Annotated in this window: 10 protein-coding genes; all 10 read left to right on the top strand. The window is 60.5% G+C overall.

What is annotated here, in order from left to right; genetic code table 11:
- Positions 1-60 precede the first annotated feature (60 nt).
- The 10 genes from AC1RPZ_RS14470 (at position 61) to AC1RPZ_RS14425 (ending at position 13,452) form a co-directional block, all read left to right on the top strand.
- On the top strand, positions 61-1,998 hold the full coding sequence (locus tag AC1RPZ_RS14470; protein ID WP_493137713.1) for a bifunctional 5-dehydro-2-deoxygluconokinase/5-dehydro-2-deoxyphosphogluconate aldolase: 1,938 nt from the start codon (positions 61-63) through the stop codon (positions 1,996-1,998).
- A 152-nt stretch (positions 1,999-2,150) separates the two neighbouring features.
- Entirely contained in the window at positions 2,151-3,044 is an 894-nt protein-coding gene (gene iolE, locus AC1RPZ_RS14465; RefSeq protein WP_493137712.1) for a myo-inosose-2 dehydratase, read from the top strand.
- On the top strand, positions 3,041-3,850 hold the full coding sequence (gene iolB / locus AC1RPZ_RS14460; RefSeq protein ID WP_493137711.1) for a 5-deoxy-glucuronate isomerase: 810 nt from the start codon (positions 3,041-3,043) through the stop codon (positions 3,848-3,850). The genes iolE and iolB overlap by 4 nt, the downstream gene beginning before the upstream one ends.
- Positions 3,851-3,880: 30 nt before the next feature.
- The gene (locus tag AC1RPZ_RS14455; RefSeq protein ID WP_493137710.1) at positions 3,881-5,383 is read left to right on the top strand and encodes a CoA-acylating methylmalonate-semialdehyde dehydrogenase; all 1,503 of its coding nucleotides are present in this window, start codon (positions 3,881-3,883) and stop codon (positions 5,381-5,383) included.
- 27 nt (positions 5,384-5,410) lie between these two features.
- Complete coding sequence (locus AC1RPZ_RS14450) at positions 5,411-6,232, top strand: TIM barrel protein (RefSeq protein ID WP_493137709.1); 822 nt, start codon at positions 5,411-5,413, stop codon at positions 6,230-6,232.
- 137 nt (positions 6,233-6,369) lie between these two features.
- Complete coding sequence (gene iolD, locus AC1RPZ_RS14445; RefSeq protein WP_493137708.1) at positions 6,370-8,301, top strand: 3D-(3,5/4)-trihydroxycyclohexane-1,2-dione acylhydrolase (decyclizing); 1,932 nt, start codon at positions 6,370-6,372, stop codon at positions 8,299-8,301.
- 30 nt (positions 8,302-8,331) lie between these two features.
- Complete coding sequence (iolG, locus tag AC1RPZ_RS14440) at positions 8,332-9,342, top strand: bifunctional inositol 2-dehydrogenase/D-chiro-inositol 1-dehydrogenase (protein WP_493137707.1); 1,011 nt, start codon at positions 8,332-8,334, stop codon at positions 9,340-9,342.
- Positions 9,343-9,482: 140 nt separating this feature from the next.
- Positions 9,483-10,535, top strand: coding sequence for a Gfo/Idh/MocA family protein (locus AC1RPZ_RS14435; protein ID WP_493137706.1), 1,053 nt, complete (start codon positions 9,483-9,485; stop codon positions 10,533-10,535).
- Positions 10,536-10,889: 354 nt separating this feature from the next.
- Positions 10,890-11,816 (top strand): sugar ABC transporter substrate-binding protein, encoded by a 927-nt coding sequence (locus AC1RPZ_RS14430; protein WP_493137705.1) that lies wholly within the window; start codon positions 10,890-10,892, stop codon positions 11,814-11,816.
- Between the two features lie 70 nt (positions 11,817-11,886).
- Complete coding sequence (locus AC1RPZ_RS14425; protein WP_493137704.1) at positions 11,887-13,452, top strand: sugar ABC transporter ATP-binding protein; 1,566 nt, start codon at positions 11,887-11,889, stop codon at positions 13,450-13,452.
- Positions 13,453-13,521 lie beyond the last annotated feature (69 nt).

Below are 13,521 nucleotides of genomic sequence, written 5' to 3'. Positions count from 1 at the left end.
AAGAGTGTTCGGCGCGACCACAGCCCCGAACGCAGGCTGATAAAAATAACAGGAGCCAGCATGGGCCAGACTCGTTTTGCCAGTGGGCGTCAATTGGATCTGATTTGCCTCGGGCGCCTTGGCGTCGACCTCTATGCGCAGCAGGTCGGTGCGCGGCTGGAGGATGTCTCAAGCTTCGCCAAGTACCTCGGCGGCTCGTCCGCCAACATTGCGTTTGGCACGGCCCGGTTAGGCTTGAAGTCGGCGATGTTGAGTCGGGTCGGCGGCGATCACATGGGCCGCTTCCTGCTTGAATCCCTGGTGCGCGAAGGCTGCGACGTCAGCGGCATCAAGGTCGATCCGGAGCGCCTCACCGCCATGGTTTTGCTGGGCCTTAAGGACCGCGAAACCTTTCCGTTGGTGTTCTACCGCGAAAACTGCGCCGACATGGCCCTGCGCGCCGAAGACATCAGCGAAGCCTTTATTGCCTCCAGCAAAGCCTTGCTGATCACCGGCACGCATTTCTCTACCGACGGCGTCTACAAGGCGAGCCTCCAGGCGCTGGAGTACGCCGAAAAGCACAACGTCAAACGCATTCTCGACATCGATTACCGCCCGGTTCTCTGGGGCCTGGCGGGCAAGGCGGATGGCGAAACCCGTTTCGTCGCCGACCAGCAGGTCAGCCAGCATGTACAGAAAATCCTCCCGCGATTCGACCTGATCGTCGGCACCGAAGAGGAGTTTTTGATTGCCGGTGGCAGCGACGACTTGTTGAGTGCACTGCGTAACGTCCGTCGTCTGACGGCAGCGACTTTGGTGGTCAAGCTCGGGCCGCAAGGCTGCACGGTGATTCACGGGGTGATTCCGGTTCGTCTCGAAGACGGCGCGATCTATCCCGGTGTGCGGGTCGAAGTGCTCAACGTACTGGGCGCTGGCGATGCGTTCATGTCGGGCTTCCTCAGTGGTTGGCTGGAGGATGCCAGCGACGAACGCTGCTGCCAGTTGGCCAACGCCTGCGGTGGCCTGGTGGTTTCACGCCATGCCTGCGCCCCGGCGATGCCGACCCGTGCCGAACTGGATTACCTGTTCAACAGTCCGGTACCGATCACCCGGCCGGACCAGGACGCAGTCTTGCAACGCCTGCATCAGGTCAGCGTGCCGCGCAAAGCCTGGAAGCAACTGTTCATTTTTGCTTTCGATCATCGTGGGCAACTGGTGGAGCTGGCGCAAAAGGGCGGTCGCGACCTGAGCAGCATCGGCGAGCTCAAGCAGTTGTTCATCCAGGCCGTGGAGCGGGTCGAAGCGGATTTGCGTGAACAGGGCATCGAGGCGGATGTCGGCCTGCTGGCTGATCAGCGTTTCGGTCAGGACTCGCTGAATGCCGCCACCGGTCGCGGCTGGTGGGTGGCGCGGCCGGTGGAGGTGCAGGGCTCACGGCCGCTGGCCTTTGAACACGGTCGCTCGATTGGCAGCAACCTGATCGCCTGGCCGCAGGAACAAATCATCAAGTGCCTGGTGCAATTTCACCCGGATGACGAACCGCTGTTGCGTCTGGAACAGGAAGCGCAGATCAAGGGCCTGTATCAGGCGGCGCAGGTCAGCGGTCATGAGCTGCTGCTGGAAATCATCCCGCCCAAGGATCATCCGTCAGCGCATCCGGACGTGCTCTATCGCGCGATCAAACGCCTGTACAACCTGGGCATTTTCCCGGCCTGGTGGAAGATCGAGGCGCAAAGTAGCGAGGAGTGGAAACAGCTCGACGAACTGATCCAGGCGCGCGACCCCTATTGCCGAGGCGTGGTGCTGCTGGGCCTGAACGCACCGGCCGCCGTGTTGGCCGAAGGGTTTGTGCAAGCGAGCCAGAGCAAGACTTGCCGAGGGTTTGCCGTGGGCCGGACGATTTTCCAGGAACCGAGCCGAGCATGGCTGGCCGGTGAGATCGATGACGAAGCGCTGATCCAGAGGGTGCAGGGCACGTTTGTCGAACTGATCGATGCCTGGCGCAAGGCCCGCAACTGACACTGATTTTTGATTGAAATGCGATACCTGTGGGAGCGAGCTTGCTCGCGATGCTTTTGGCGCCCTTGAAGGCCCCATCGCGAGCAAGCTCGCTCCCACAGGGGGCATCGCCACATTCAATGGTTAATGTAAAAACAATAAAAGGTGCAGCCATGCCCGCTATCCGAATTGGCATCAACCCGATTTCCTGGAGCAACGACGATCTGCCGTCCCTCGGCGGGGAAACGCCGCTGAGCACTGCGCTGAGCGAAGGCAAGGACATCGGCTACGAAGGTTTTGAACTCAACGGCAAGTTCCCCAAGGACGCCAAAGGGGTGGCCGACGTGCTGCGGCCTTACGACCTGGCGCTGGTCTCTGGCTGGTATTCCAGCCGCTTGGCACGGCGTTCGGTGGCCGAAGAAATCGACGCCATCGGCAGCCATGTGGAGTTGCTGGCGAAGAACGGCGCCACGGTGCTGGTCTATGGCGAAGTCGCCGATTCGATCCAGGGCCAACCTATTCCGCTGGTCGAGCGCCCGCGTTTTCACACCGAGCAGGCCTGGCAGGAATACGCCGACAAACTCACTGAGCTGGCACGTTTCACCCTGTCCCAGGGCGTGCGTCTGGCGTATCACCACCACATGGGCGCGTACGTTGAATCGCCGGCGGACATCGATAAATTGATGGCGCTGACCGGCAGCGAAGTCGGGCTGCTGTTCGATTCGGGCCATTGCTACATGGGCGGTGGCGAACCGCTCGAGGTACTGCGCAAACACATCGGGCGCATTTGCCACGTGCATTTCAAGGACGTGCGTAAACCGGTGGTGCAACTGGCGCGCAACAATCTCTGGAGCTTCCCGGACTGCATCATCAACGGCACGTTCACCGTGCCGGGCGACGGTGATATCGACTTTGCCGCGCTGCTCGATGTGTTGCTGGCTGCCAATTATCACGGCTGGCTGGTGGTCGAAGCCGAGCAGGATCCGGCCGTCGCGCCGAGCTATGTCTACGCCAAGAAAGGTTACGAGACCTTGCGCGCCTTGCTCGATCAGAGGACCGGACAATGAGCCTGCTGGTCAAGAGCAATGCAAAGGGCCGGACCCTGGTCGAGTTGGCTGCCGGCGCGCTGGAATACGTCGGTTTCGCCGCCTACCACCTGTGCCTCGGTGAAACCCTGCCAGTCAGTGCCGGCGACAAAGAACTGTGCCTGGTGCTGCTCAGCGGCCGGGTTGATGTCAGTGGTGAGGCGCCGGGGCAGGGCGCGTTCACGTGGGAGAACATCGGCGACCGCCAATCGGTGTTCGAAGACAAATCACCGTTCGCCGCCTACCTGCCACCCGGCAGTCAGGCGCAAGTGGTCGCCCTCAGCGATGTACAGATTGCCGTGTGCGCCGCTCCCGGTTCGGCTTCGGCAGGCCTCGGCCCACGGCTGATCACACCTGAAAGCATGAAGCGTAGCGTCCGTGGCAAGGGTGCCAACACCCGTTACGTCTGCGACATCCTGCCGGATACCGCGCCGGCGCATTCGCTGCTGGTGGTGGAGGTGCGCACGCCGTCCGGGCATTCGTCGAGTTACCCGCCGCACAAGCACGACACCGACGACCTGCCGCACCAGAGCTTTCTCGAAGAGACCTATTACCACCAGATCAACCCGCCGCAAGGCTTCGTTTTTCAGCGGGTCTACACCGATGACCGTTCCATCGATCAGGCCATGGCCGTGGAAAACAGCGACCTGGTGGTGGTGCCCAAGGGGTATCACCCGGTCAGCGTGCCTTACGGCTACGAGTCGTATTACTTGAACGTCATGGCCGGCCCGAAACGGGTTTGGCAGTTCCACAACGATCCGCAGCACAGCTGGCTGCTGGACCTCTGAATTCTGAAGACTGAGTGGAGAACAAGAACAATGAGTGACGCCCCGGTTATCGGCCACTACCTCAACGGCCAGGTGCAGGACACTGGCAGTGAGCGCTTCAGCAATGTTTTCAATCCGGCCACCGGCGCCATTCAGGCGCGGGTCGGGTTGGCCAGCCAGCAGACCGTCGATGAAGCCGTGGCTTCGGCTCTGCGGGCGTTCCCGGCCTGGTCCGAGCAATCGTCGCTGCGCCGCTCACGGGTGATGTTCAAGTTCAAGGAACTGCTCGACCGTCATCACAATGAGCTGGCGGAAATCATCAGCCGTGAACACGGCAAAGTACTTTCCGACGCCAAGGGCGAAGTCACTCGCGGCATCGAGATCGTCGAATACGCCTGCGGCGCACCGAACCTGCTGAAAACCGAGTTCAGCGACAACATTGGCGGCGGCATCGACAACTGGAACCTGCGTCAGCCGCTGGGTGTTTGCGCCGGAGTCACGCCGTTCAACTTCCCGGTGATGGTGCCGCTGTGGATGATTCCGCTGGCGTTGGTCACCGGTAACTGCTTCATCCTCAAGCCTTCGGAACGTGATCCGTCGGCCAGTTTGCTGATGGCGCGCCTGCTCACTGAGGCCGGATTACCGGACGGTGTGTTCAACGTGGTGCAGGGCGACAAGAATGCGGTCGATGCCTTGTTGCAGCACCCGGACATCGAAGCGATTTCGTTTGTCGGTTCGACACCGATTGCCGAGTACATCCACCAGCAAGCCACCGCCCGTGGCAAGCGTGTGCAAGCACTGGGCGGGGCGAAGAACCACATGATCGTGATGCCCGACGCCGATCTGGATCAGGCCGCTGACGCTTTGATTGGCGCCGCGTACGGCTCGGCCGGTGAGCGCTGCATGGCGATCTCGATTGCTGTGGCCGTGGGCGATGTCGGTGACAAGCTGATTGCCAAACTGCTGCCGCGCATTGATCAGCTGAAGGTCGGCAACGGTATGCTGGGCGACAGCGATATGGGACCGCTGGTCACCGCCGAACACAAGGCCAAAGTCGAAGGGTTCATCGATCAAGGCGTGGCCCAGGGCGCGCAGCTGATTGTCGACGGGCGCGGTTTCAAGGTGCCAGGCGCCGAGAACGGCTTCTTCGTCGGCGCGACCTTGTTCGACAAGGTCACGACCGAGATGAGTATCTACCAGCAGGAAATTTTCGGTCCGGTACTGGGCATCGTTCGGGTTGCGGATTTCGCCAGTGCCGTGGCGCTGATCAACGCCCACGAATTCGGCAACGGTGTGTCCTGCTTCACCAGCGACGGCGGGATTGCCCGGGCGTTTGCCCGCACCATCAAGGTCGGCATGGTCGGCATCAACGTACCGATTCCGGTGCCCATGGCCTGGCACTCGTTTGGTGGCTGGAAGCGCTCGTTGTTCGGCGATCACCATGCCTATGGTGAAGAAGGCATTCGTTTTTACAGCCGCTACAAAAGCGTCATGCAGCGCTGGCCGGACAGCATCGCCAAAGGCCCTGAATTCAGCATGCCCACGGCCAAATAATCACCTTGAGTGCGGAGAACAAGAATAATGAGCCAGCCCCTGCGTTTCGCCCTGAACCGTATGGTCGCCCCACGTTTGTCGCTGCCGGAATTCATTGAACTGGCGGTCACGCTGAAAGCCGATGCCATCGAGATCCGCAATGACCTCAAGGGCATTGAAATCGAAGACGGTACGCCGCCCGAACGCGTGCGCCAGTTGTGCCGGGCCAACGGGATCAGTGTGCTGTCGATCAACGCGCTGTACCCGTTCGATGTATGGAACGACGAGCGCCGCGCGCAAACCCTGAAGCTCGCCGCCTATGCCCGTGACTGCGGTGCGCAAGGGCTGGTGATGTGCCCGCTGAATGATCGCGCCGACCCGCGTACAGAAGTTGAACGCAGCGCTGGCCTGCGCACCGCGTTGAGCGAACTGGCGCCGATCCTGCGCGAATACGGGATTCTCGGTTTCATCGAACCGCTGGGCTTCGAAGAGTGTTCACTGCGGCGCAAACGCACGGCAGTGGACGCGATCAAGGCGATTGGCGGGCTGGATGTGTTCCGTCTGGTGCACGACACCTTCCACCATCATCTGGCCAGTGAGCATGAGTTTTTCCCTGAGCTGACCGGGCTGGTGCACATCTCCGGTGTCGAGGACGCGCAAGCGCCGCTGGCGACCATTCGCGACGGCCATCGGGTGCTGGTGGGCGAGGGCGACATCCTCGGCAACGCGGCACAGATCGATACCTTGCTCAGCACCGGCTATACCGGTTACCTGTCGTTCGAACCGTTTGCCGACAGCGTGCATGGGCTGGTGGATATCCGGCAGGCAATCGGCGCGAGCATGGATCACCTGCAGAAATCCCTGGCCTGACACCGCTATCGGGCTGATGGAGATCAACTGTGGGAGCGAGCTTGCTCGCGATGGCGATGTACCAGGCGCCACCGTGTCGCGCCCATCGCGAGCAAGCTCGCTCCCACAAGGTTTCTTCGTATATTGAAGGATCGCACATGACCACTACACGACTGACCATGGCCCAGGCCCTGGTGGAATTCCTCGACAACCAATACGTCGAGGTCGATGGGGTTCAAAGCAAATTCGTCGCCGGGATCTTCACCATTTTCGGCCACGGCAATGTGCTCGGCCTCGGCCAGGCGCTGGAGCAGGACAGCGGCGACCTGATCGTTCATCAAGGCCGCAACGAGCAGGGCATGGCCCACGCCGCCATCGGTTTTGCCAAACAGAACCTGCGGCGCAAGATCTACGCCTGCACTTCATCGATCGGTCCCGGCGCAGCGAACATGCTGACCGCTGCGGCGACGGCCACCGCCAACCGCATTCCCTTGTTGCTGTTGCCCGGCGATGTCTACGCCAGTCGGCAACCGGACCCGGTGCTGCAACAGATCGAGCAGTTCCACGACCTGAGCATCAGCACCAACGATGCCTTCAAAGCGGTGAGCAAATACTGGGACCGCATCAACCGCCCTGAACAACTGATGAGCGCTGCGATCCACGCCATGCGCGTGCTCACCGATCCGGCGGAAACCGGCGCGGTGACGCTGGCCTTGCCGCAAGACGTGCAGGCCGAAGCCTACGATTACCCTGATTATTTCCTGCAAAAGCGCGTGCACCGCATCGACCGTCGTCCGGCCACCGAAGCCATGCTCGGCGACGCCGTGGCGTTGCTCAAAGGCAAGCGCAAGCCGCTGATCATCTGCGGTGGCGGGGTCAAATATTCGGGAGCGAATGCGGCGTTGCAGGCGTTTGCCGAGCGTTTCGACATTCCGTTCGCCGAGACTCAGGCCGGCAAGAGTGCGGTGGTTTCCAGTCATCCGCTGAACGTCGGCGGGATTGGCGAAACCGGTTGCCTGGCGGCGAACCTGCTGGCCAAGGAAGCCGACCTGATCATCGGCATCGGCACCCGCTACTCGGACTTCACCACGTCGTCGAAATGGCTGTTCCAGCATCCCGACGTGAAGTTTCTCAACCTGAACATCAGCCCTTGCGATGCACTGAAACTCGATGGTGTGCAGGTGCTGGCCGACGCCAAATCCGCTTTGCAGACGTTGTCCGAAGCGCTGGCCGATTACCGCTCCAGTTGGGGCGATCAACCGCGTGAGGCCAAGGCGCAACTGGATGAAGAGGTCGATCGGGTCTATCAGGTCGAATACCAGACCGAGGACTTCATCCCGGAAATCAACGACCACATGGACCCGGCGGTGCTGCGCGAATTCATCGAGCTGACCGGTTCCTGCCTGACCCAAAGCCGTGTACTTGGCGTGTTGAACGACACCCTGGCCGACGACGCGGTGATCGTCGCCGCTGCCGGCAGCTTGCCCGGCGACTTGCAACGCAGCTGGCGTAGCAAGGGCGTGAACACCTATCACGTCGAGTACGGTTATTCGTGCATGGGCTATGAGGTCAATGCTGCGCTCGGGGTGAAACTCGCCGAGCCGGCGCGCGAGGTCTACGCGCTGGTGGGCGACGGCTCGTACATGATGCTGCACTCGGAGCTGGTCACCTCGATTCAGGAGCGGCGCAAGATCAACGTGATCCTGCTCGACAACATGACCTTCGGCTGCATCAACAACTTGCAGATGGAGCACGGCATGGACAGCTTCGGCACCGAGTTCCGCTTCCGCAACTCTGAGACCGGCAAGCTCGATGGCGGCTTCGTCCCGGTGGACTTTGCCATGAGCGCGGCGGCTTACGGTTGCAAGACCTACAAGGTGAATACCGTCGAGCAACTGCAAGCGGCCTTGGCTGATGCGCGGTTGCAGACGGTGTCGACGCTGATCGACATCAAGGTCCTGCCCAAGACCATGATTCACAAATACCTGTCCTGGTGGCGGGTCGGCGTGGCGCAAGTTTCCACCAGCGCCCGCACCGATGCGGTGGCCAAAACCCTTAATGAACGACTGGCCAAGGCCCGTCAGTACTGATTGCTCTGTCCTCACAACAGGAGTCTTTCCATGTCTTTAAAGCTAGGCGTCATCGGCACTGGCGCAATCGGTCAGGATCACATCCGTCGTTGCAGTCAGACCCTGCTCAACAGCCAGGTGGTGGCGGTCACTGACATTAATTTGCAGCAGGCAGCCAAGGTGGTTGCCGATCTGAAGCTGACCGCCGAGGTGTACCCGGACGGTCACGCGTTGATCCAGGCGCCGGACGTCGAAGCGATTCTGGTCACCTCCTGGGGGCCGAGCCACGAAGAGTTCGTGCTGGCGGCGATTGCGGCGGGTAAACCGGTGTTCTGCGAGAAGCCGCTGGCGGTGACTGCCGAAGGTTGCCGCAAGATCGTCGAGGCCGAAGTGGCCCACGGCAAACGTCTGGTGCAGGTCGGTTTTATGCGCCCGTACGATGAGGGTTACCGGGCACTCAAAGCGGTGATCGACAGCGGCCAGATTGGCGAGCCGTTGATGCTGCATTGCGCTCACCGCAACCCGACCGTGGGTGAGAATTACAAGACCGATATGGCGATCACCGACACGCTGATCCATGAACTGGACGTGTTGCGCTGGTTGCTCGCCGACGACTACGTCTCAGTGCAAGTGGTGTTCCCACGCAAGACCAGCAAGGCTCACGCTCATCTGAAAGATCCGCAAATCGTCCTGCTGGAAACCGCCAAGGGCACGCGCATCGACGTCGAAGTCTTCGTTAACTGCCAGTACGGCTATGACATCCAGTGCGAAGTGGTCGGTGAGACCGGCATCGCCAAGCTGCCGGAGCCGTCGCAGGTGCAGATGCGCAGCGGGGCCAAGCTGTCCAACGCGATCTTGATGGACTGGAAGGACCGCTTCATCGCCGCCTACGACGTTGAGTTGCAGGCCTTCATCGACGGTGTGCGCGCCGGGCAGGTGGGTGGGCCGTCAGCCTGGGATGGTTTTGCCGCGGCGGTGGCGGCGGACGCCTGCATCGAAGCACAGCAGAGCGGGGCGATTGTCAACGTCGCGCTGCCTGACCGCCCCCACTTCTACGGTTAACCCCAATCCAATGTGGGAGCGAGCCTGCTCGCGATGGCGATCGGACAGTCACATAGATGTTAGATGTGCTGCCGTCATCGCGAGCAGGCTCGCTCCCACAAAGGCCTCGCCAACCGGCGACTATTTACAAGGAAAGCTTCATGCGAATCGGACTTGTCGGTTACGGCCATGGCGGCCGGTTTTTCCATGCGCCGCTGATCAGCAGTTTGCCGGCGGCGACCTTCGTCGGTGTGGTCACACGTTCACCCGAGCGCCGTCAGCTATTGGCGACTGAATACCCCGGTGTCCCGGCCTTCGACAGCATTGGCCAGTTGGTGGAAGCCGGGGTCGATGTACTGGTGATTTCCACCACGCTGGAAGGGCGGGCAGCGCTGGTGCTCGAAGCCATTGAGCACGGGGTGGCCGTGGTCTGCGACAAACCCTTCGCCGCCGATGCGCAGCAGGCCGAAGCGCTGGTGATAGCCGCTGAGCAGCGCAAGGTTGCGCTCAGCGTCTATCAGAACCGGCGCTGGGATTCGGATTTTCTTACGGTACGCAAACTCATCGACTCCGGTGCGTTGGGCCAGGTCACGCGCTTTGAATCCAGCATAGAGCGCTATTCGCCGCAGTCCGTGGGCAAGGGCAGCGGCGGCGGATTCCTGCGCGATCTGGGCAGTCATCTGGTGGATCAGGCGTTGCAACTCTTCGGGCCGGTGACGCGGGTTTACGCCGAGCTGGATTACCTCAATGAAGGCCAGCTTTTCGACAACGGTTTTTTCCTTTCGCTGACCCATGCCAATGGTGTGGTATCGCACTTGGGCGGCAGTTGCCTGCAAAACAATCCGGCGCCGCGATTTCGGGTCAACGGCACGGCGGGTTGCTACAGCGTCGAGGGTCTGGACGGGCAAGAGGCCTTGGCGCTGGCCGGGCTGACGCCAACATCCGAAGGGGATCGCTGGGGCGTTGAAGAACATCGCCGCTGGGGCTGGTTCGAGCACTTTGAGGAGCGCGAGCGGATTCCGTCTGAGCGTGGCTGCTGGAATCAGTTCTATTTACAGCTACAAACCGCGTTGCAAAGCGCTGGCCCACTGCCGGTCGAGGCCCGTGATGCACTGGCGACTACCCGCGTTCTAGACGCCGCACGGCTGAGTTTCGAACGCCGTCAGGTGATTGAAATGAACCCCGTGTGCGGTCATGGAATAAAATCAGAATAAAATTCTAAAATGAGTTGATATGGAAATTAAATTCCAATAAAGTCATTTCCAGGTTGCCGACTATCAACGTCCCGATCGACCTCAAGCCAGCCTTGAGTGCGGGGAGGGCGAAACAAAAACAAGAAACACCGATAGGTACCGTCGATGAAAACCTTCAGCTCTGCTCTGCACGTTTTACGTAGCGCGTTCCTGCCTCGTGTTCAAACCCTTTCCTTTTCCGGTGTCCTTTGCGTTGAACGCAAGGGCGCTTTGGTGTGCTGCATTCCCGGTGCACCGATCGTTCGCTTGCCCACTCACTGAATACGTCCTGCGCCTTATCCATAAAACCAACAAGAATGTGGAGAAAGACTTTTCATGAAGACCAAGATCCGTTTCACCTCACTTGCCCTGTCCCTGATGCTTGCCAGCGGCGCGGCCTTCGCTGACCTGAAGATTGGCGTGAGCATGTCGCAATTCGATGACACCTGGCTGACTTACCTGCGCGAATCCATGGACAAGCAAGCCAGGTCCATGCCCGATGGCGTCAAACTGCAATTCGAAGACGCTCGCAGCGACGTGGTCAAGCAACTGAGTCAGGTCGAAAGCTTCATCAGCCAGAAAGTCGACGCCATCGTGGTCAACCCGGTGGACACCGCCGCGACCAAAAAAATCACCGAAGCGGCGGTCAAGGCCGGGATTCCACTGGTCTACGTCAACCGTCGTCCGGATGACCTGAACCTGCCCAAAGGCGTGATTACCGTAGCCTCCAATGACCTGGAAGCCGGCCAGATGCAGATGCAGTACCTCGCCGAAAAAATGAAAGGCAAGGGTGACATCGTGATCCTGCTGGGCGACCTCGCCAACAACTCCACCACCAACCGCACCAAAGGCGTCAAAGAGGTGTTGGCCAAGTACCCGGGCATCAAGATCGACCAGGAGCAGACTGGCACCTGGTTGCGCGACAAAGGTATGACCCTGGTCAACGATTGGCTGACCCAGGGCCGCAAATTCGACGCCATCGTGGCCAATAACGATGAGATGGCCATCGGTGCGGCCATGGCTTTGAAACAGGCGGGAGTGGAAAAGGGTAGTGTGTTGATCGCCGGTGTCGACGGTACTCCCGACGGCCTGCGCGCCGTGAAGAAAGGCGATCTGGCGGTCTCGGTGTTCCAGGACGCCAAAGGCCAGGCTGTCGGCTCCATCGACGCGGCCGTGAAGATGGCCAGGAACGAACCGGTCGAGCAGGCGGTGTGGGTGCCGTATCGCCTGATCACCCCGGAAAACGTTGACCAGTTCAAATAGTCAGTCCGTTCAATAACAACAATAAGCACGCAAGGTGGCACTGCCAACCTTGCTGATGGAGTACCTGATCATGTTCGCTTCAGCGACTGCTTCGAGCACCCCGTTGGTGGGTATCCAGCCAAACGTCGTACCTGTCGATGAGCCGTACCTGCTGGAGATCATCAACGTCAGCAAGGGTTTCCCCGGTGTGGTGGCCTTGTCCGATGTCCAGCTGCGGGTGCGTCCGGGTTCGGTGCTGGCCTTGATGGGCGAGAACGGAGCCGGCAAATCCACCCTGATGAAAATCATCGCCGGCATCTACCAGCCGGACGCCGGTGAGCTGCGTCTGCGCGGTAAACCGGTGAGGTTCGATACGCCGCTGGCAGCCTTGCAGGCCGGGATCGCGATGATCCACCAGGAACTCAACCTGATGCCGCACATGAGCATCGCCGAGAACATCTGGATCGGCCGCGAGCAGCTCAACGGTTTCCACATGATCGACCACCGGGAAATGCACCGTTGCACCGCGCAATTGCTGGAACGGCTGCGGATCAACCTCGACCCGGAAGAACAGGTCGGCAACCTGAGCATTGCCGAACGGCAGATGGTCGAGATCGCCAAAGCGGTGTCATACGACTCGGACATCCTGATCATGGACGAACCGACGTCGGCGATCACCGACAAGGAAGTCGCCCACCTGTTCTCGATCATTGCCGACCTCAAGGCCCAGGGTAAGGGCATCATCTACATCACCCACAAAATGAACGAAGTGTTCAGCATCGCCGACGAAGTTGCGGTGTTTCGTGACGGCGCCTACATCGGTCTGCAACGGGCCGACAGCATGGACGGCGACAGCCTGATCTCGATGATGGTCGGACGTGAACTCAGCCAGTTGTTCCCGGTGCGCGAGAAGCCGCTCGGCGATCTGTTGATGTCGGTGCGTGACCTGCGCCTGGACGGCGTGTTCCAGGGCGTTTCCTTCGACCTGCACGCCGGCGAGATCCTTGGCATCGCCGGGCTGATGGGCTCGGGGCGGACCAATATCGCCGAAGCGATTTTCGGCATTACCCCAAGCGACGGCGGTGAAATCCGTCTCGACGGCCAATCGGTGCGCATCAGCGACCCGCACATGGCCATCGAGAAGGGCTTTGCGTTGCTCACCGAGGATCGCAAGCTCAGTGGCCTGTTCCCGTGCCTGTCGGTGCTGGAAAACATGGAAATGGCGGTGCTGCCGCATTACGTCGGCAACGGCTTTATCCAGCAAAAAGCCTTGCGCGTTCTGTGCGAAGACATGTGCAAGAAGTTGCGGGTGAAAACCCCGTCGCTGGAGCAGTGCATCGACACCTTGTCCGGCGGTAACCAGCAAAAAGCCTTGCTCGCCCGCTGGCTGATGACCAACCCGCGAATTCTGATTCTCGACGAACCGACCCGCGGCATCGATGTCGGCGCGAAAGCCGAGATTTACCGACTGATTTCCTATCTCGCCAGCGAAGGCATGGCGGTGATCATGATTTCTTCGGAGCTGCCGGAAGTGCTCGGCATGAGTGATCGGGTGATGGTCATGCACGAGGGCGACCTGATGGGCACCCTCGACCGCAGCGAGGCGACTCAGGAGCGAGTCATGCAACTGGCTTCCGGGATGACCGCGGTTCACTAGAAGTTCAACGAATTGAGGCTGGCGGCGGTTTCGTCCGTGTCCGGCAACGCGATAGAAGGGTGAGTGGTT

It is taken from the genome of Pseudomonas sp. GW822-FHT02D10 (assembly GCF_058802345.1).
Note: the sequence above shows the minus strand (reverse complement) of the source record. Positions and strands in the feature narration are given on the sequence as shown.